The following is a 16,915-nucleotide window of genomic DNA, read 5'->3' on the forward strand; positions in this document are numbered from 1 at the left end:
GGTAACGGCTCTAACAGATCATTTCCGGCGGTGCCATGAACCTGCGTTTCTCCTTTCCGATCCTTGTCGCACTGGCGGCGTGTTCTCCCACGAAACAGGCGGAACGGCCGCCGCTGGAGGGCGCCAGTATCGGCGGCGCCTTCTCGCTCACCGATCAGAACGGGCGTGTCACGACCGATCGGGATTTCGCGGGCAAGTATCGCATCATGTATTTCGGCTACACCTTTTGTCCCGACATATGCCCGCTCGACGTCCAGAATATCAGCGCGGCGGTGAAGATCGTGGAGAAGGAGCAGCCCGGGCTCGGCGCGCGTATAGTGCCTGTTTTCGTGACGATCGACCCCGCGCGCGACAATCCGGCGGCGCTGAGGCAGTTCACCGCCGCCTTTCACCCCCGGCTCGTGGGGTTGACCGGATCGCCCGATCAGATCGCTCGCGTCGCCAGGGAATATGGCGTCTATTATGCGCGCGGACAGGGTTCGGCGGGCGGCTATCTGATGGATCACAGCCGCGCCGCCTATCTGATGGCGCCGGATGGCAAGCCGCTCGCCCTGCTGTCGCAGGAAGGGCCGCCGCGCAAGATCGCCGACGAAATCGAGCGCTGGGCGAAATGACGACGCGGTTCTGGGAAGATACCCCGCTCGACAAGCTCGATCGCGCGCAGTGGGAGGCGCTGTGTGACGGATGCGGCAAATGCTGCATCCACAAGCTGGAGGATGAGGATACCGGCGAACTGATCCCCACCAACGTGGCATGCCGGCTGCTCGATCGGCGCGCCGGGCGTTGCTCGAATTATCGCCACCGTCACGCCTATGTCAGCGAATGCGTGCGGTTGAACGCGCGCAACGTGCATGAGATCGATTGGCTGCCGTCGACCTGCGCCTATCGGCTGCGCGCCGCCGGGGAACAGCTGCCTGAGTGGCACTATCTGGTGTGCGGCGATACAGAGGCGGTGCATCGCGCCGGTCAGTCTGTACGCGGCTGGACGATCAGCGAGGATGACGCCGGCGATCTCGAACACCATATGGTCGATCGGGTGCTGTGACCGCCGAGATCGAGATCGTGCGGCATCCGCGCGCCAGGCGCGCGAAGCTGTCGCTCGATCCGGCGGATGGGCGTGTGCGGCTCGTGATCCCGCCGCGCGCCTCGGCGAAGACGGCGCTGGCCTGGGCGATGACCCAGCGTGACTGGCTGGAACGGCAGCGCGCGGCATTGCCGGAAGCGCGGCCGTTCGTAAATCGGGCGGTGGTGCCATTCGACGATGCGCAACTTGTCATCGCGTGGGAGGAAAGCGCGTGTCGCCGCGTGACCCGGCACGCCGATCAACTGGTGCTCGGCGGCCCACAGGAAACGATCCCGCGACGCATCGAGGCCTGGCTAAGGCGTGAGGCCTTGCGATTGCTGAGCGAGGATACGGCGGATTACGCTGCCCGCGCGGGGGTGAAAGTGGCGAAGGTCGCCATCGGGGATGCGCGCGGACGCTGGGGAAGCTGCGCTTCGTCCGGGACGATCCGGTATAATTGGCGGCTGGCGCTGGCGCCAGGCGCGGTGCGCCGGGCGACCGCCGCGCATGAGGTGGCGCATCGCTTACATATGAATCACGGGCCGGCATTTCATGCGCTGGTCGCCGAGCTTTATGGCCGCGATCCCGCGCCCGAACGCCGCTGGTTACGCGCCCATGGCGCGGCGCTTCACTGGTATGGGCGCGGCGGCTCACCCGAATAGGTCGTTGTGGTAGACCGATTGGCGGGCGGATTCTGCGCGGGTGCGGACGGCCGGCGTTGATCGCGGCGCGGGTCGCGCCCGGTAACGCGATCGATCCAGTCCTGATCGAGCCGCTCCTGCGGCGGCGGATTGCCGTCTTCATCGACTTGCGGGCGATCGCGCGCGGGGCGGTCATTGGCCGGCGGCGGGTTCGCGTAGTCGGGATAGCCCGGCACGCCGCCCGGCGCCGGATTGCCGTCCGGATCGACGAACATCCCGTTGTCCGGGCTGCCATAATAGCTTTCGGCATCAGGCTCGAGCTGCGCTTCGGGCAGGGTCACCTGCGTCTCGAACTGCTCGATCGGGCGCTTGGCGACGGCGCGGATCATGAAATCGTGAAATGCGCGCGCGGGCGCGGTGCCACCGTGCAGGCCTGCAATCGGCCTCGCATCATCGCGGCCCATCCACACGCCGGTGGTCAATCCGGAGGAGAAGCCCAGGAACCAGCCATCCTTCGACGAGCTGGTCGTGCCGGTCTTGCCCGCGACGGGTCGACCGATCTGTGCGGCCCGGCCGGTGCCGGTATTGACGGTCGTCTGCAGCAGATCGATCATCTGCGCGGCGACTTGCGGTGCGACGAGCACCCGGCTGCGATCCACCTCATGCTGATAGATGGTATCGCCATTGGTCGTCACCTTGACGATGCCATACGGCGTCACCGCGACGCCCTGATTGGCGACGCTGGCGAAAGCGCGGGTCATGTCGATCAGCCGCACGTCAGACGTGCCGAGCACCATCGACGGATGGGTATTGACGGTCGTGGTGATACCGAAACGTCGCGCCATATCCGCCACGGTGGCGAAACCCACCTGCTGGCCAAGCTTCGCGGCGATCGTGTTGAGCGAATAGGCGAAGGCCGTACGCAGCGTGACCTGCCCGGAATTTCGGCGCGAATCGTTGCGCGGGCTCCAGCCGTCGATCGTCACCGGCTCATCAACTTCGGTCGATTCGGGCGTCTTCCCCGCCTCCAGCGCGGCGAGATAGACGAACAGCTTGAAGGCGGATCCCGGCTGCCGCTCCGCCTGCGTCGCACGATTGTAGATGGAGGCGACATAATCCTTGCCGCCGACCATCGCGCGCACCGCGCCATCGCGATCCAGCGCGACGAGCGCGCCCTGCGCGCCGTTCGGTGCATTCTGCCGGATCGCGGCATCGGCATCGCGCTGCATGTTGAGATCGAGCGTCGTCCACACTTCGAGCGGCTTTTCGGTTTCGTCGATCAGCAATTCGAGCTGCGGCAATGCCCAGTCGGTGAAATAGCGAACGCTGTTCTGCTTCGGCTCCGGCGCGAGCGCGACCGTTTTTGGATCTGCGGCCTGTGCCTCCCCGGCCGAAATCATGCCGGCATCTTCCATCGACCTCAGCACGACGGAGGCGCGGCCCACGGCGGCGCTCGCGTCGGCTGTCGGGGAATAGTTCGACGGGGCCTTGACCAGCCCGGCGATGATCGCGGCCTCGGCGAGCGAGAGGTGATCGGCGCCATGGCCGAAGAACTTCCGCGACGCCGCATCGATGCCATAGGCACCGCCGCCGTAATAAACCTTGTTCAGATAAAGCTCGAGAATCTCGTCCTTGCTGAACTTGCGCTCCATCGCGAGCGCGAGGATCCATTCGCGGAACTTGCGGCCGAACTTCTTCTGATTGTTGAGGAATACGTTGCGTGCCAGCTGCTGCGTGATCGTCGATCCGCCCTGCACCCAGCGCCCGCGATCGAGCCGCACCTTCACCGAGCGCGCGACGCCGATCGGGTCGACGCCGAGATGGCTGTAGAAGCGGCGGTCCTCCACGGCCACGGTGGCCTCGCGCATCACCTTGGGGATGCGGTCGCCCGACAGCCATTCGCCATAGCTCGGGCCCATCGAGACGATCACCGTGCCGTCGGCGGCATGAACACGAATCATCTGCCCGTTGGGGGATGATTTCAGTTCGTCGTAGCTCGGCAGTTGTGCCCGCGTGACATAAACGGCGGTAACGAGCGCGCCGATCGCAAGAACCGCGAGCACCAGCAGCAGCTTGATTGCAAGCGAGAGGCGACGGCGCCAAGGCGAACGGGGTCTAGGGGCGCGGGCCATCGGATCGGCTAAAGCGAATAGAGGCTTAGCCGCCGCTTAACAAGCGCGGCGACCAGGCGGACGTTCACCGCGGATGAAAATCAAGACAGATCGAGTTGATGCAATAGCGAAGGCCCGTCGGCGGCGGTCCGTCGGGAAAAACATGGCCGAGATGGCTGTCGCAGCGTGCGCAGCGCGTTTCCGTGCGCGTCATCCCGTGGCTGGTATCGGTGTGATCGGTGACGACGCTTTCCGATACGGGCTGGGTAAAGCTCGGCCAGCCGGAGCCGGAATCATATTTGTCCGCTGAATCGAACAGCGCCAGGTCACAGGCGGCGCAATGATAGGTGCCATCAGCCTTGTTGTCGGTAAGGCGGCCGGCGAAGGCGCGTTCCGTGCCGGCCTCGCGCAGCACATGATATTGCTCCGCCGTCAGGCGACGACGCCATTCGGACTCGGAAAGATCCAATCGCTCCATGCGCATGAATTTCGGGTGTCGAGGGCGCCGCGTCAAGCGGAGGCTGATCAGAAAGGGCGCTCGCCGATATAATTGCCCGCGTCACTGTATCGGCAGACCAGCACATCCTCGGCCCGGCCCCGCGCGATCGCGCAGCCGACTTCGCCGGTGTCGCGCCACATCAACTGGGTATAATGGCCGATATCCTCGACGTTGCCGGTCGAGCTGTTGTTCGGGAACAGGCCGGGCGTGAAATAGCGCTTTTCGCGGACCCAGGCGTCGACCATCCGCTCGAGCGTGAACGCCCCCTTGGTGCCGGCCCAGAGATTCTCGCCTTGCGGATCGCTGGCGCGTTCGGGCGCATGCTCGAAGCGGCCAGTCTGGGCGAGATGGTTCGCCCAGAGCTGCGCGGAGCCGGCGAGGCGCTGATCCCATTGCAGCGCGGGGATGCCCATCATCGCGCGCTCGCGGTTGTGCCGCGCCAGAAGCCGGTCGGCGAAGTTAGACGAAGGATCGGTCGCGCCAACCAGCAGCGGCGTGGTCAGCAGAAGCGCGATACCCGCGAACAGCGATGTCAGTCGATGATGCGACATGATTGACCCATCCCAAGGAACGGGTCGTTTTTCTCACGCGCAGGTCAGCAGGCGATTGAAAGGGCTGGTTAGTTTTAGGCTAACTATGTTTCGGCAATGGCCCCGCGGAGGGCGGCATGATAGCCACGATATCCCCGCGCCGCACCGCGGCGAAAAGCAGCGCCGCGAAAGAGCGGGGCACGCCGATGCAGCCATGGGTCGCGGAGCCGCGCCGCACATTGCTGGCATGCACAGCCACCCCATCCCCGGTGAGGCGAAGCATATAGGGCATCTCGGCATCGTAGAGCGTGGAGCGGTGCTCCTGCTGCTTTTCCAGGATCGGAAAGACGCCGCTCGGCGTCGGCTTGCCATCGGTGCCGTAGAGGATCACGGCCGAACCGATTTCATGCCCATCGCGAAATACCGACAGCAATTGGCGAGCGAGATCCACGCGCACCCACGTCTGCCCGGTTGCCGGCACGTGCTGCTCGTTCCACACATAATCGCCGAACTGCATCGATTGGCGCACGTTCAGCAGGCTCTTCACCTGGCGGGTTTCGCCATCGGGAAGCGCGAGTGCCGGATATTGCCCGACGGGATACCAGATGCGCGGTCCGGTCTCGACGCGCTTCACCGGCTGCGCGATGCGGTCAGGCTCCGCGTCCTGGCAACTTGCCAGTGCGACGGTCAGGGTCAGCGCCAGCAGGATATGCCGCATGGGCGGGTGGACGCGCTAGCCCCCCGCGAGTGGCGCCGCAGCGCGAACGCGCCGCCGCATCGCGATGCCGATCCCGAAGAAGCCGGCCAGCAGCATCGCCCATGTGGCCGGTTCGGGCACCGGCGTCACGGGCGGGGTGGGGCTTCCGGTAGGAGTCGGCGTCGGCGTGACGATGATCCCGCCGCCACCGCCGCCGCCGCCACCGCCGTTGTTGACGGGGGGGATCGGCAGGATGTTCGTGCCGCCCGGCGTCTGCGTCGGGCCGAGCACCTGGGCGGTCGGGGACGGTGCCAGATCGGGAACCGCGGTATTGTTGAACGGAATCGGCTGCGCATCAGGTTCGCCGACCAGCGGGCGCTCGCGCAGCGAGGTCAGCACGCGTTCCGTCGGCGAGCCTGGCGGGGCCGCGCGGGTCCGACTGCTGGCGAGTTCGCGTTCGCGCGCCGGCTTGGTCTGCGTCAGAGCGCCAGCCGCCCGATCGCCGGGAGAGCGATCGCTGAGCACGGAGAGCGGATCGGCGATCGCGTTGACAACGGCCGCGCTGGCCTTTCCGAAACTGTCCAGCCCGGCTTTCCCGTTCACCACATAGCCCGTGCCGGTGCCGGTCGCGACCAGCACTCCAAGGATCACCAGCAATTTACGCATCTTGCCGATCTTCATACGCCTGCCTTCGAACCGCCCCCTCGCTCTATTTATCAGTCGAAAACACTAACGTTTGAGCCGGATATTCGCCGCATAGCCGCGAATGTCCCGGAATGCGACAAATTCCGGGTGCGCAGACTTACAAAAGCGTTGCCAGAATGCACCAGTTCGGGCGATTAAGGTTAATAGCTGTCAATGCGCCCGTTTTCGGTCGTGAGATCCATGCGCCGCCGGCAGCTGCCGATCTTTCGATTCGCCGGCGGCAATCAGGTCTGTTCCCGGCGTTTTCAGCATGAACTTCGGCGTGGCAGGGGGATGATCCCGCCGATCAGCCAAAGTGGTGCGGTCGAGAAGACTCGAACTTCCACGTCCTTTCGGACACAACGACCTCAACGTTGCGCGTCTACCAATTCCGCCACGACCGCACGTGATATTCACCGGGCTGGCCCGGCGATTGGCAGGACGGCGCCCCTAGCAAAGCCTTTCGGGGCTGGCAATGCCTGTATTGCCGATCGCGCCGCGAAGGCCGGCTCGCGCCGCTATTTGCCGTTTTCGCCGACGAAGCTCAGCTCCAGCCGCTTCGAATTGGCGGGCACGTCCAGCTTCGCCGAATTGAAATCGATCGATCCCTTCGGGCCGAGCGAGCGCTGCTGCGGCGTGATCGTCCAGCTGAAGACGATGCGGCCCTGCGCATCGCGCAGATCGGCGCGGATATCGGGCACGCGCTGGCGGTCTCCCGACGGGTTCAGCACCTTGCCGCTCACTGCGAACAATTCGCTGCCATTGGCCATCTCGCGCCGCTCGATCGGATTGTCGACCAGCCGCAGCGGTGATTCCGCCGGGCCGAATGACAGGCCGAGCTGTTGCGCCAGCCCCGGCGCGCTCATCCAGATGATCGCCGCGACCGCCACCAGCATCAACAGCCCCGCCGCGACGGCGGCGATCGTCCAGCGACGTGAATGGTTGCGCCGCGGGCGAAACGGCGGGCGATGCGCGAATGCGTCATAATCTACGTCTGCCGCGGGTTTCGGCGCGCTTTCGACCGGCGGCTCTGCGGGCGCGAGGACAACCGGCGCATCGGCTGGCGCCGGTGCGGCGGAAGAAGGGGCGGCGGGCGGCGGCGCGGGCTCGGCAGGCGTCTCGGTCGGCATCGCCTCGATCGCGCGCGCGTCTGCGTCCTGAAACCAGCTATGCCGGCAATTGGCGCATCGCACGACTCTGCCCGAAACCCCGATCGCACTGTCGGGGACGAGATAGCGTGTGCGGCATTCGGGGCATTCGAGGATCATGTCGCGACAATTGCTCGCACGGGGCTTGAATCCATGAATCTAAGCATGTCCGGGGACCAGCTGGCAAGCGATGAGTGCAGGATCGCGCACCGGCCTTGAAGCGGTGCCCCCGCTCGTGCGATGGCGATTGCCTTGGTGTGGGGTGAGGCGGAAGACGCCGCGATGGCGAATATCGTGCAGTTCGAGAATGTGGGGCTGCGCTATGGCACCGGCCAGGAAACGCTGTCGGACCTCACGTTCACGCTGGCGAGCGGCGCATTCTATTTTCTCACCGGGGCGAGCGGGGCGGGGAAGACGTCGCTGCTCAAGCTGCTTTATCTGGCGCAGCGGCCGAGCCGGGGCATCATCCGCCTGTTCGGCGAGGATGCGGTAACGATGCCGCGCAGCCGCCTGCCGGGCTTTCGCCGCCGCATCGGCGTGGTGTTTCAGGATTTCCGGCTGATCCCGCATCTGTCGATCGCCGACAATATCGCCTTGCCCCTGCGCGTCGCGGGTGTGCCCGAAGCGGACGTCGTCGGCCCCGTCAACGAAATGCTCGCATGGGTCGGGCTGGGCGATCGCGGCGCGGCACGCCCGGCGACCCTGTCCGGCGGGGAGCAGCAGCGCGTCGCGATCGCGCGCGCGGTGATCGGGCGACCTGAAATACTGGTCGCCGACGAGCCGACCGGCAACGTCGATCCGGACATGGCGGATCGCCTGTTGCTGCTGTTCGATTCGCTCAACCGGCTGGGCACGACCGTGCTGGTCGCGACGCACGACATCCACTTGCTCAATCGTGTGCCCGATGCCCAGATGATGCGGCTCGACAAGGGGCAGTTGCAGGATCCGACCGGCGCCCTGCGCCATCCCCCCGCAAGGCGGACATAGCGATGGCGAATGCAACCGCGCGATTGCTGGACGACGCGCGAGACGGGCGCGCCATGACGTGGGTGATCGCGATCATGCTGTTCCTGACGGTGCTGGCCGCGGCGATGGGGCTGGCGACGCGCAACGCGGCGACCACGCTGGAGCGCTCGCTTGGCGGCCGGCTGACCGTGCAGCTCACCAGCGGCGCGCCGGCGACGCGCGAGGCGCAGGCGATGCGGGTCGCCGCGCGGTTGCGCGCGACGCCCGGGGTGACGCGGGTGTCGCCCGTGAGCCGCGCCGCGCTGGCCGAGCTGCTGCGGCCGTGGCTGGGATCTGACGGCGCCGATCCCTCGCTGCCACTACCGGTGATGATCGACGTGGACCTGGCAGACGGGACGGCGGCCACGCTGGCGCGGGTGCGCGCCGCTATCGGTGGGGTGGCGCCGGCGGCGCGCATCGATGCGCATGCGAGCTGGATGGCCTCGGTCGGCGATATGCTGTCCTTCGCGACGTGGCTTGGCGCGGGGCTGGTCGCGCTGATGGCGACCGCGACTGCCACGGTGGTGGTGCTCGCCGCGCGCGCCGGGCTCGATGCACATCGCGCAACGATCGAGGTGATGCACATGCTGGGCGCCACCGATGTGCAGGTGGCGCGGCTGTTTCAGCGCCGGATCGCGCGCGATGCACTGATCGGCGGGCTGGTGGGCGGCGTGCTGGCGCTCGTGCTGGTCGCGCTGATCGGATCGCGCGTGGGGGGGCTTGGCTCGGAGCTGCTCGGCGGGGCGGGGCTGGGTATCGGCGGCTGGGCCGCGCTGGCGCTGTTGCCGCTCGGGTTCGTGCTGGTGGCGATGATGGCGGCGCGTTGGGCCGTCACGCGCGCGCTGAGGCGCATCCTGTGATCGGGCGGCTGATCGGGTTCGCCGCCGTCGTCTGGGGGCTGGGATTCGCGACCTTCACGCTGCTCCTCGCGCAGCCGTCCGCCGTCGCGCGCACCGACGCGATCGTCGTGCCGACCGGCGGGGCGGGGCGGATCGCGCGCGGGCTGACGCTGATCGAGGAAAAGCGCGCGCGGCGGATGCTCGTCACCGGGGTTGCCCCTGGCGTTGCCAAACGCGATCTGGCCGCCGCGTTCGGGCACGCGCCGGCGATCGACTGCTGTGTCGATCTCGGGCGGCAGGCGGTGGATACCCGCTCGAACGCGGAGGAAACCGCCACCTGGGTACGCGAGCATCGCTATCGATCGGTGCGGCTGGTGACGTCCGACTGGCATATGGCGCGCGCGCGGATGGAGCTGGATGCGGCGCTCGACGACAATGTGACGATCGTGCCGGATGGCGTGCCGACCGAGCCGCGGCTGGGGCAATTGGTGAACGAATTCAACAAGCTCATTCTGCGGCGCGTTGTGCTGTGGCTGGGGATCGGGCGATGAGCGACTGGCTGAGGACGATCGCGTTTCGCGTCATATTCTATGCGATATCGGTGCCGATCGTGCTCGGCGTGCCGCTCGCCGCGCTTGGCGGGCAGCGCGTGGTGATCGTCTATGCGGATTGCTGGGCGCGGGTTCACCGCTGGGCGATGCGGGCGATCCTCGGCATCCGCAGCCGGGTGGAGGGCGAGATACCGGGCGGGCAGGTGCTCTACGTCGCCAAGCATCAGGCGATGTACGAGACCGTGGAACTGCAACTGATCCTCGGCAGCCCGGCGATGGTGCTGAAGCGCGAACTGATGCGCATCCCGCTGTGGGGCTGGGCGACCACGCTCTACGGGTCGATCGTGGTCGACCGCGACGCTTCGACGAAGGCGCTGCGCCAGCTGATGCGCGACGGGGCGGCGGCGAAGGCATCCGGCCGCTCGGTGATCGTCTATCCCGAAGGAACGCGCGTGCCGCCGGGCGAGAAGCCGCCGCTGCGCTCCGGGTTCGCGGGCCTTTACAAGGCGCTCGATCTGCCGGTGGTCCCGATCGCCACCAACAGCGGCCTGTTGCTGCCGAAAAAAGGCGCGAAGCATCCCGGCATCGTCACTTTCCGCATCGGCGCGGTGATCCCGCCCGGCTTGCCGCGTGAAGAGGCCGAGCGGCGCGTGTGGGAAGCGATCAACGCGCTGGACGCGTGATGCGCCTCAGCCGTGCTTCCGGCCGAAATCGGCGGCGGCGTCATCCTGCCCCTGATCGACGATCGAGCGGCGGATCGCGCGGGTCTGGGCGAAATGGTTGAACAAGGTGTCGCCATCGCCCCAGCGGATCGCGCGCTGCAACTGTGACAGATCCTCGCTGAAGCGCTGGAGCATTTCCAGCACCGCTTCCTTGTTGCTGAGGAACACGTCGCGCCACATCGTCGGGTCGGAGGCGGCGATGCGGGTGAAATCGCGGAAGCCGCCGGCCGAGAATTTGATAACCTCGGATTCGGTGACCTCGGCGAGATCGTTGGCGGTGCCCACGATCGTGTAGGCGATCAGGTGTGGCAGGTGGCTCGTGATCGCCAGTACGCGGTCATGATGCTCGGGGGCCATCGTCTCGACATCGCTGCCGAGCCGTCGCCAGAATTCCGCCACGCGCTCCGCCGCGACCGGATCGCCGCCCGGCAGCGGGGTGACGATGCACCAGCGGCCATGAAACAGCGAAGCGAAGCCGGCTTCCGGCCCGCTCTTTTCCGTTCCCGCGACCGGATGGGCGGGAACGATGATCGCGTCGGGCAATGCCTCGGTCAGCGCCCGGGCGACGAACTCCTTGCTCGAGCCCACGTCGCTGACGATCGCATCGGCGGGAAGGTCTGCCGCGATCTCGGCGGCGACCGCCCCCATCACGCCGACCGGCACGCACAGGATGACGAGGTCGGCATCGGTCACGGCGGCGCCGGGCGTATCGGTCACGTCGTCGACCAGACCGAGCCGGCGCACCGCCTCGCGCACCGCCGCGCTCGCATCATGCCCGGTCAGCCGCACCGTCGGCATCGCCTGGCGCACCGCGCGCGCCACCGATGAGCCGATCAGCCCCAGCCCGATGATGGTGACGCGTGCGAAAGGCAGCATCAGCCCGCGCCCGTCAGCCGACGCAGCGCGGCGACCACGCCCTTCGTCTCGTCCTCGGTGCCGATCGTGATGCGCAAGCCGTGCGGCAGGCCCTGCCCGGGCAGCCAGCGCACGATATAGCCGGCGTCCATCAGCCCCTTGTACGCCGCCTCGGCGGTCAACGCGCCTTCGAACAGCACGAGGATGAAGTTCGCCTGGCTCGGCACCGCGCGTAGCCCGGCATTGCCGAGCTTGGCGATCTCGCTTGCGAACCACGCGCGCCATTTGGCGTTATGCGCCTTCGTATGGGCGACGAAATCGCTGTCGCCCACCGCCGCGACTGCCGCCGCGGTGCCCGCGATGGTGATCGAGAAGGGCAGGCGGATGCGGTGCATCGCCTCGATGATCGCCGGCGCGGCATAGCCCCAGCCGATCCGCTCGGCGGCGAGGCCATACATCTTCGAGAAGGTGCGCGTGACGAGCACGTTCGGCGCGCGCTCCGCCAGCGCCATCCCGCCGTCATCGTCGTCACCGTCGATATATTCGGCATATGCGTGATCGAGCACGAGCAGGATATCGGGGCGCAGCCCGGCGTGCAGCCGCTCGATGTCGGCGCGCGGGGCATAGGTGCCGGTGGGATTGTTCGGGTTGGCGACGAAAACGATCCGCGTGCGATCGGTCACCGCCGCGAGGATCGCGTCCACGTCGGTCGCATAATCCTTGTCCGGCGCCACTACCGGCGTCGCGCCGACGCGCCGGGTGGCGATCGGATAGACCGAGAAGCCGTAATTGACGTAGATCACCTCGTCGCCCGGCCCGGCAAAGGCGCCGGCGGCGAGATGCAGCACCTCGTCGGATCCGTTGCCGTAGATGATTCGGGCCGGATCGAGGCCATGCCTGGACGCCAGCGTATCGCGCAGCTCGGTGGCGCTCGCATCGGGATAACGCTCCAGGCTGGTCGTGGCGCTGGCAAAGGCGGCGCGCGCCTTGGGGCTGGTGCCCAGCGGGTTCTCGTTCGACGAGAGCTTGGCCACCTTGCGGCCGTCGTCGGTGGTGGAACGGCCCGGAATATAGGGCGCGATCTCCATGATCCACGGCTTGGGAACGGGTGCATTCGTCATGGTGGCGGCAATAGCGATCCCCACGGGCTTCGCAATGCCGCGCCGCTCGCGCATCCGTCACCCTTGTTTCGGCAACCGCTTCAGGGTGGCACCGCAAGGCTGCGATAGTTGCAGTCTCCGGCTGGTCCGCCGCGTGTCGCCAGCGGTGAACTCCCCCGGTCGAATTGTGGTCGGCGATGCCCGGATGACGGAGAAAGGTTGTCAATGGCCTGAGATGGACGCAGTGACGGCGTGCAATGTCCGTGATGAATTCCAGTCAGAATGGTGCTCATGATCCGCGTTTCGGCGCGGGGCGCCATGTCGCGCTGCCCGGGCCGCTGAGGCTCGATGGCGGCGGGATACTGACGCCCGTCGAGATATCATACGAAACCTATGGAACGCTGGCGCCCGATGGCGGCAATGCGGTGCTGGTCTGCCACGCGCTGACGATGGACCAATATGTCGCCTCGCCGCATCCGCGCACCGGCAAGCCGGGGTGGTGGACGGCGATGGTGGGGCCGGGGCGGCCGATCGATACCGACCGGATGTTCGTGGTGTGCGCCAACGTGCTCGGCTCGTGCATGGGCTCCTCGGGGCCGGCGACGATCGATCCGGCGACCGGCCGTGAATATGCGATGGCGTTTCCCGTCATCACGATCCGCGATATGGTGCGGGCGCAGGCGATGCTGCTCGATCATCTCGGCGTGCGGCGGCTGAACGCGGTGGTCGGCGGCTCGATGGGGGGCATGCAGGCGCTGTCATGGGCGGCAACCTTCCCCGATCGCGTGGAGGCGGTCGTCGCGATCGCGTCGGCGGCGCGCCATTCGGCGCAGAACATCGCCTTCCACGAAGTCGGGCGCCAGGCGGTGATGGCCGATCCGAACTGGAACGGCGGCGACTATTATCGCAGCACACAACCAGCCGCCGGCCTCGCAGTGGCGAGGATGGCGGCGCATATCACCTATCTTTCCGAAGCGGGACTGACGGAAAAGTTCGGCCGTAGGCTACAAGCCCGCGACGCGAAGTCTTTCGGTTTCGATGCCGATTTTCAGGTTGAGAGCTATCTGCGCCATCAGGGGCTGAGCTTCGTCGATCGGTTCGACGCCAACTCGTATCTCTACATCACCCGCGCGATGGATTATTTCGATCTGGCGGAGGAGCATGGAGGCCTGCTCGCCAGCGCTTTCCGCACGAGCAAATCGCGTTTCTGCCTCGTCAGCTTCGATACCGACTGGCTTTACCCTACCCGCGAATCGCGCGCTATCGTCCATGCTCTAAACGCCGCCGGTGCCCGGGTGAGCTTCATGGAACTGTCCAGTCCTTATGGCCACGATGCCTTTTTGCTGGACGCGCCAGAGCTCTATCGTGTCGTTGCCGGCTTCATGAGGGGTGCGGCATGATCCTGCTTCGTCCGGATCTGGCGGTGATTGCCGATCATGTCGCGCGGGACTCGCGGGTTCTGGATATTGGATGCGGCGATGGCCTGCTGATGGCAGCACTTCGCGATACGAAAGGCGTCGATGCGCGCGGGCTGGAGCTAAATGCCGGCAATGTCGCCAGCGCGGTGGGTCGCGGGCTTTCGGTAATTCAGGGCGACGCGGACACCGATCTCGCCGACTACCCTTCGCGCAGCTTTGATTACGCTATCCTCAGCCAGACGTTGCAGACCTGTCGCGCGCCGGACAAAGTGCTGGGTGAGTTGCTGCGGATCGGGCAGCGCGCCTTTGTCAGCTTCCCCAATTTCGCGCACTGGCGGGTGCGGCTATCGCTGTTATGGGGCGGCCGGATGCCGGTGACGCGGCTGCTGCCGGAGCGGTGGTACGACACGCCGAATATCCACCATCTGACGATCGACGATTTCCGCGCCTATCTTCGCGAGCACGGTATCGCAGTGGAAGGCGCGTGGTTCCTGTCACGTGGTCGAAAAACCACATCGGCGGCGGCAAATGCGCTCGCTGAGCATGCTGTCTTTTTGTTGCGGGGAACCGGCGGGCGCGACGCCTGTTAAGTTACATCGCTATGATCTGGATTAGGAAATGAGCAAGACCGCGCTGATCGTCGAGGACGAAATCTTCGTCGCGCTCGATCTTGAGCGTATATTGGTTGACGCGGGCTACGAAGTCGGCGCGATCGCTGCCGATGCTACGGAGGCGCTTGCTGCCGCGCCTACCTGCTGCGCCGCTTTTGTCGATATCAACCTGCGCGATGGCGCGACCGGCCCGACGATCGCGGAGCGCATCGCGCGTGATTATGGCGTGAAGGTGGTATTCGTCACCGCCAATCCGTCACAGATCGTAAACGAAAGCGCTGCGCTGGGCTATATCCGCAAACCTTTCAGTGAAGAGGCAATCCGCGCCGCCGCCGCAATGGCGATCGACGGGGTCAATCGAGCCAATCACGATTTCGTCTGCTTTACGCCGCGCGACTGAGCGCCGCGCTCGGCACGGCGATTTCCACTACCAGGCCCTCCGGGCGCCAATCACGGCGAACACTACCGCCAAGCTGGCGGACAGCGCTAAGTTCGATCAGTTGACTTCCAAAGCCGCCAGCATTCTCTGGCGCCTTGATAATCGGGCCGCCGCTTTCGCGCCAGACTAGGGTGGTTGTCCCGTTGTCGGAATCAATATCAAGGGCGATGCTGCCGTCATTGCGTGACAACGCGCCGTATTTGGCGGCGTTAGTGGCGAGTTCGTGAAATAGCAGCGCGATCGGTGTGGCTGCGCGATCGTCGATCGCCACCTCGCCCCCTGCGATCGCGATGCGGACATTGTCTCCGACCTGGTAGGGTTCGAACAACTGCCACAGCAACGCTTGCAGGCTGTCGATCTGAGGTGATGGCCGCGAATTGGCGCTATGAGGGCGGATAAAGTCGTGCGCGCGACCCAGCGCCGTTACGCGCTCCCGCAGATCGCGGGCGGCGGGAGCGAATTCGGGCCGCGTGCGCGCTGTTAGCTGGATCAGTCCGGAGACGACCGAAAAAATGTTCTTTATCCGATGGGACAGTTCCTGGCTGACGATTTCCCGCTCCTCGAGCGCGAGCTTTTGCTCATGGATGTCGGTGCAAGTGCCGAACCATCGAAAAATATTGCCGCTCCCGTCACGGATCGGCAGCGCGCGGCCCAAAACCCAGCGGTACGTTCCGTCCGAACGTCGCAAACGATATTCGATCTGATAGGGGTCGCCGGTTTTGAGGCTGTAACGCCACTTATCCCACGCACGCTCCTGATCGTCCGGGTGGAACATGCCGTTCCACTCCTCGCCATCGGTAGAGCCTTCGGGCATGCCGGTGAACTCGTACCAACGGGCGTTGTAATAATCGTGGTAGCCGTCGGGTAAAGTCGACCAGACCATCTGCGGCATCGTGTCCGCGAGGGTGCGGAAACGGATCTCGCTGTCCTCAAGCGCCGCGCGGGCGCCTTCTGCCTCGCGGGCGGTCCGGCGTTCGACCAGCCGGCCCAGCGCGGCGGATGCGGCTATCGTCATCCCTTCCCGCTGGAGCGCCGTAAGGCCCGCGCGCGGCTTGTTGTCGATCACGCACAGCGCGCCCAGCGCCAGGCCCTCGGCGGTAACGAGCGGAGCCCCTGCGTAGAAGCGGATATGGGGTGCGCCCGTAACCAGTGGATTATCAGCGAAGCGCTTGTCGTCCCGCGCGTCAGGCACCTCCATTACCTGGTGCCCGTACATCGCATATGCGCAGAAAGACTGACTGCGCGGCGTTTCGGTGAGATCCGTCCCCACGCGCGAAATAAAGCGCTGGAAATGCTCTTCCACCACACTGACAAGCGCGACCGGCGCATCGCACAACTGGCCGGCGAAGCGCACCAGATCATCCAGGAGCCCCTCGTCCCGCGCGCCGGCAACATCGTAGAGGGCCATGGCGCGAGCGCGGGCTACTTCGTCCAGCATGGAATCAGCGATGGCGGACACGGGCCTCCTTAGAACGGAACATCGTCGTCGAGGTCTTCTGCGAAGCCGCCACGGCTCTGTCCGAAACCGCCACCGCCGCCTTTGTTCCCTGCGGCGCCACTTGACGAGGCGCTGCCGAAATCGTTCGCGCCGCCCCAGTCGTCTCGGCCGCCGCCGCCACCGGCCGCCGCACCGCCGGCACCTGCCGCGCCATCGAGCATCGTCAGCACGCTGTTGAAGCCTTGCAGCACGATTTCGGTCGAATAGCGGTCCTGACCTTGCTGGTCCTGCCACTTACGCGTCTGAAGCTGCCCCTCGATATAGACCTTCGATCCCTTGCGCAGAAAGCGCTCGGCAACGTTGGCGAGACCTTCATTGAAAATCGCGACAGAATGCCACTCGGTGCGTTCCTTGCGCTCGCCACTGTTGCGATCCTTCCACGTCTCGGAGGTGGCAATGCGCAGGTTCACAACCTTCCCGCCATTCTGAAACGTGCGTGATTCGGGATCCCGCCCCAGGTTACCGACGAGAATTACCTTGTTGACGCTGCCTGCCATTTGAGCC

20 protein-coding genes and 1 tRNA gene are annotated in these 16,915 nt (G+C 65.9%); 10 read left to right on the forward strand and 11 right to left on the reverse strand.

Translation table 11 applies throughout. The features are described from left to right. Positions 1-35 precede the first annotated feature (35 nt). The 3 genes from ACM61V_RS03565 to ACM61V_RS03575 are packed head-to-tail and all read left to right on the forward strand — an operon-like array spanning position 36 to position 1,725. Positions 36-614, forward strand: a complete 579-nt coding sequence (locus tag ACM61V_RS03565) for an SCO family protein (protein WP_137786948.1) — start codon at positions 36-38, stop codon at positions 612-614. Beyond that, positions 611-1,045 (forward strand): YcgN family cysteine cluster protein, encoded by a 435-nt coding sequence (locus ACM61V_RS03570; RefSeq protein ID WP_137786947.1) that lies wholly within the window; start codon positions 611-613, stop codon positions 1,043-1,045. Before ACM61V_RS03565 ends, ACM61V_RS03570 begins: the two co-directional genes overlap by 4 nt. After that, positions 1,042-1,725: a M48 family metallopeptidase gene (locus tag ACM61V_RS03575; RefSeq protein ID WP_137786946.1), complete on the forward strand. Its 684-nt coding sequence runs from the start codon at positions 1,042-1,044 to the stop codon at positions 1,723-1,725. The genes ACM61V_RS03570 and ACM61V_RS03575 overlap by 4 nt, the downstream gene beginning before the upstream one ends. Here the strand turns inward: ACM61V_RS03575 and ACM61V_RS03580 are convergent. From ACM61V_RS03580 to ACM61V_RS03610, 7 genes are all read right to left on the reverse strand, one after another. After that, positions 1,692-3,836: a transglycosylase domain-containing protein gene (locus ACM61V_RS03580; RefSeq protein ID WP_137786945.1), complete on the reverse strand. Its 2,145-nt coding sequence runs from the start codon at positions 3,834-3,836 to the stop codon at positions 1,692-1,694. The genes ACM61V_RS03575 and ACM61V_RS03580 overlap by 34 nt on opposite strands. 64 nt (positions 3,837-3,900) lie before the next feature. Then, positions 3,901-4,293: a peptide-methionine (R)-S-oxide reductase MsrB gene (msrB, locus tag ACM61V_RS03585; RefSeq protein ID WP_137786944.1), complete on the reverse strand. Its 393-nt coding sequence runs from the start codon at positions 4,291-4,293 to the stop codon at positions 3,901-3,903. A gap of 47 nt (positions 4,294-4,340) precedes the next feature. Continuing rightward, positions 4,341-4,865 carry a CAP domain-containing protein gene (locus ACM61V_RS03590; RefSeq protein ID WP_137786943.1) on the reverse strand — a complete coding sequence of 175 codons (525 nt, stop codon included), beginning with the start codon at positions 4,863-4,865 and terminating at the stop codon, positions 4,341-4,343. Positions 4,866-4,944: 79 nt separating this feature from the next. Then, entirely contained in the window at positions 4,945-5,562 is a 618-nt protein-coding gene (locus ACM61V_RS03595) for a L,D-transpeptidase family protein (RefSeq protein WP_137786942.1), read from the reverse strand. A 15-nt stretch (positions 5,563-5,577) separates the two neighbouring features. Beyond that, complete coding sequence (locus ACM61V_RS03600; RefSeq protein WP_419713805.1) at positions 5,578-6,222, reverse strand: PEPxxWA-CTERM sorting domain-containing protein; 645 nt, start codon at positions 6,220-6,222, stop codon at positions 5,578-5,580. 320 nt (positions 6,223-6,542) lie between these two features. Next, a tRNA-Leu gene (locus ACM61V_RS03605) sits at positions 6,543-6,629 on the reverse strand. Positions 6,630-6,743: 114 nt separating this feature from the next. Then, positions 6,744-7,493 carry a zinc-ribbon domain-containing protein gene (locus ACM61V_RS03610; RefSeq protein ID WP_137786940.1) on the reverse strand — a complete coding sequence of 250 codons (750 nt, stop codon included), beginning with the start codon at positions 7,491-7,493 and terminating at the stop codon, positions 6,744-6,746. Between the two features lie 162 nt (positions 7,494-7,655). Here ACM61V_RS03610 and ftsE point away from each other — a divergent pair, with 162 nt between their 5' ends. Genes ftsE through ACM61V_RS03630 form a run of 4 tightly spaced genes read left to right on the forward strand, consistent with a single transcriptional unit; the run spans position 7,656 to position 10,451 of the window. Next, the gene (gene ftsE, locus ACM61V_RS03615; RefSeq protein WP_137787093.1) at positions 7,656-8,360 is read left to right on the forward strand and encodes a cell division ATP-binding protein FtsE; all 705 of its coding nucleotides are present in this window, start codon (positions 7,656-7,658) and stop codon (positions 8,358-8,360) included. 2 nt (positions 8,361-8,362) lie between these two features. After that, positions 8,363-9,238, forward strand: a complete 876-nt coding sequence (locus ACM61V_RS03620; protein WP_137786939.1) for a cell division protein FtsX — start codon at positions 8,363-8,365, stop codon at positions 9,236-9,238. Beyond that, entirely contained in the window at positions 9,235-9,768 is a 534-nt protein-coding gene (locus ACM61V_RS03625) for a YdcF family protein (RefSeq protein ID WP_137786938.1), read from the forward strand. The genes ACM61V_RS03620 and ACM61V_RS03625 overlap by 4 nt, the downstream gene beginning before the upstream one ends. Continuing rightward, a complete protein-coding gene (locus tag ACM61V_RS03630; protein WP_137786937.1) occupies positions 9,765-10,451 on the forward strand; it encodes a lysophospholipid acyltransferase family protein in 687 nt (228 codons plus the stop codon). Before ACM61V_RS03625 ends, ACM61V_RS03630 begins: the two co-directional genes overlap by 4 nt. A 6-nt stretch (positions 10,452-10,457) precedes the next feature. Here the strand turns inward: ACM61V_RS03630 and ACM61V_RS03635 are convergent, their stop codons facing one another. Continuing rightward, positions 10,458-11,366, reverse strand: a complete 909-nt coding sequence (locus tag ACM61V_RS03635) for a prephenate/arogenate dehydrogenase family protein (RefSeq protein ID WP_137786936.1) — start codon at positions 11,364-11,366, stop codon at positions 10,458-10,460. Next, positions 11,366-12,466: a histidinol-phosphate transaminase gene (gene hisC, locus ACM61V_RS03640; RefSeq protein ID WP_137787092.1), complete on the reverse strand. Its 1,101-nt coding sequence runs from the start codon at positions 12,464-12,466 to the stop codon at positions 11,366-11,368. The genes ACM61V_RS03635 and hisC overlap by 1 nt, the downstream gene beginning before the upstream one ends. A 236-nt stretch (positions 12,467-12,702) precedes the next feature. On the opposite strand from hisC, the gene metX reads away from it, so the two are divergent. From metX to ACM61V_RS03655, 3 genes are read left to right on the forward strand one after another with little or no spacing between them, the layout of a single operon-like run. Continuing rightward, a complete protein-coding gene (gene metX, locus ACM61V_RS03645) occupies positions 12,703-13,845 on the forward strand; it encodes a homoserine O-acetyltransferase MetX (RefSeq protein ID WP_171007588.1) in 1,143 nt (380 codons plus the stop codon). After that, on the forward strand, positions 13,845-14,453 hold the full coding sequence (gene metW / locus ACM61V_RS03650; RefSeq protein WP_137787090.1) for a methionine biosynthesis protein MetW: 609 nt from the start codon (positions 13,845-13,847) through the stop codon (positions 14,451-14,453). The genes metX and metW overlap by 1 nt, the downstream gene beginning before the upstream one ends. A 28-nt stretch (positions 14,454-14,481) precedes the next feature. Then, positions 14,482-14,874, forward strand: a complete 393-nt coding sequence (locus tag ACM61V_RS03655) for a response regulator (RefSeq protein WP_137786935.1) — start codon at positions 14,482-14,484, stop codon at positions 14,872-14,874. Here ACM61V_RS03655 and ACM61V_RS03660 read toward each other — a convergent pair. After that, a complete protein-coding gene (locus ACM61V_RS03660) occupies positions 14,858-16,351 on the reverse strand; it encodes a sensor histidine kinase (RefSeq protein ID WP_419714242.1) in 1,494 nt (497 codons plus the stop codon). The genes ACM61V_RS03655 and ACM61V_RS03660 overlap by 17 nt on opposite strands. 29 nt (positions 16,352-16,380) lie before the next feature. Further along, positions 16,381-16,908: a single-stranded DNA-binding protein gene (gene ssb, locus ACM61V_RS03665; RefSeq protein WP_137786934.1), complete on the reverse strand. Its 528-nt coding sequence runs from the start codon at positions 16,906-16,908 to the stop codon at positions 16,381-16,383. Positions 16,909-16,915 lie beyond the last annotated feature (7 nt).

Origin of the sequence: Sphingomonas sp. TX0543, from assembly GCF_048565505.1 — a bacterium.
GTDB lineage: Bacteria > Pseudomonadota > Alphaproteobacteria > Sphingomonadales > Sphingomonadaceae > Sphingomonas.

Coding starts and splice junctions, on each gene's coding strand:
- ftsE (WP_137787093.1), top strand. CDS start 7,656: ATGGCGAATATCGTGCAGTTCGAGAATGTGGGGCTGCGCTATGGCACC.
- ACM61V_RS03610 (WP_137786940.1), bottom strand. CDS start 7,493: ATGATCCTCGAATGCCCCGAATGCCGCACACGCTATCTCGTCCCCGAC.
- ACM61V_RS03595 (WP_137786942.1), bottom strand. CDS start 5,562: ATGCGGCATATCCTGCTGGCGCTGACCCTGACCGTCGCACTGGCAAGT.
- ACM61V_RS03630 (WP_137786937.1), top strand. CDS start 9,765: ATGAGCGACTGGCTGAGGACGATCGCGTTTCGCGTCATATTCTATGCG.
- ACM61V_RS03620 (WP_137786939.1), top strand. CDS start 8,363: ATGGCGAATGCAACCGCGCGATTGCTGGACGACGCGCGAGACGGGCGC.
- ssb (WP_137786934.1), bottom strand. CDS start 16,908: ATGGCAGGCAGCGTCAACAAGGTAATTCTCGTCGGTAACCTGGGGCGG.
- msrB (WP_137786944.1), bottom strand. CDS start 4,293: ATGGAGCGATTGGATCTTTCCGAGTCCGAATGGCGTCGTCGCCTGACG.
- ACM61V_RS03660 (WP_419714242.1), bottom strand. CDS start 16,351: ATGCTGGACGAAGTAGCCCGCGCTCGCGCCATGGCCCTCTACGATGTT.
- ACM61V_RS03590 (WP_137786943.1), bottom strand. CDS start 4,865: ATGTCGCATCATCGACTGACATCGCTGTTCGCGGGTATCGCGCTTCTG.
- ACM61V_RS03570 (WP_137786947.1), top strand. CDS start 611: ATGACGACGCGGTTCTGGGAAGATACCCCGCTCGACAAGCTCGATCGC.
- metX (WP_171007588.1), top strand. CDS start 12,703: ATGTCCGTGATGAATTCCAGTCAGAATGGTGCTCATGATCCGCGTTTC.
- ACM61V_RS03580 (WP_137786945.1), bottom strand. CDS start 3,836: ATGGCCCGCGCCCCTAGACCCCGTTCGCCTTGGCGCCGTCGCCTCTCG.
- ACM61V_RS03655 (WP_137786935.1), top strand. CDS start 14,482: ATGAGCAAGACCGCGCTGATCGTCGAGGACGAAATCTTCGTCGCGCTC.
- ACM61V_RS03600 (WP_419713805.1), bottom strand. CDS start 6,222: ATGAAGATCGGCAAGATGCGTAAATTGCTGGTGATCCTTGGAGTGCTG.
- ACM61V_RS03635 (WP_137786936.1), bottom strand. CDS start 11,366: ATGCTGCCTTTCGCACGCGTCACCATCATCGGGCTGGGGCTGATCGGC.
- ACM61V_RS03565 (WP_137786948.1), top strand. CDS start 36: ATGAACCTGCGTTTCTCCTTTCCGATCCTTGTCGCACTGGCGGCGTGT.
- hisC (WP_137787092.1), bottom strand. CDS start 12,466: ATGACGAATGCACCCGTTCCCAAGCCGTGGATCATGGAGATCGCGCCC.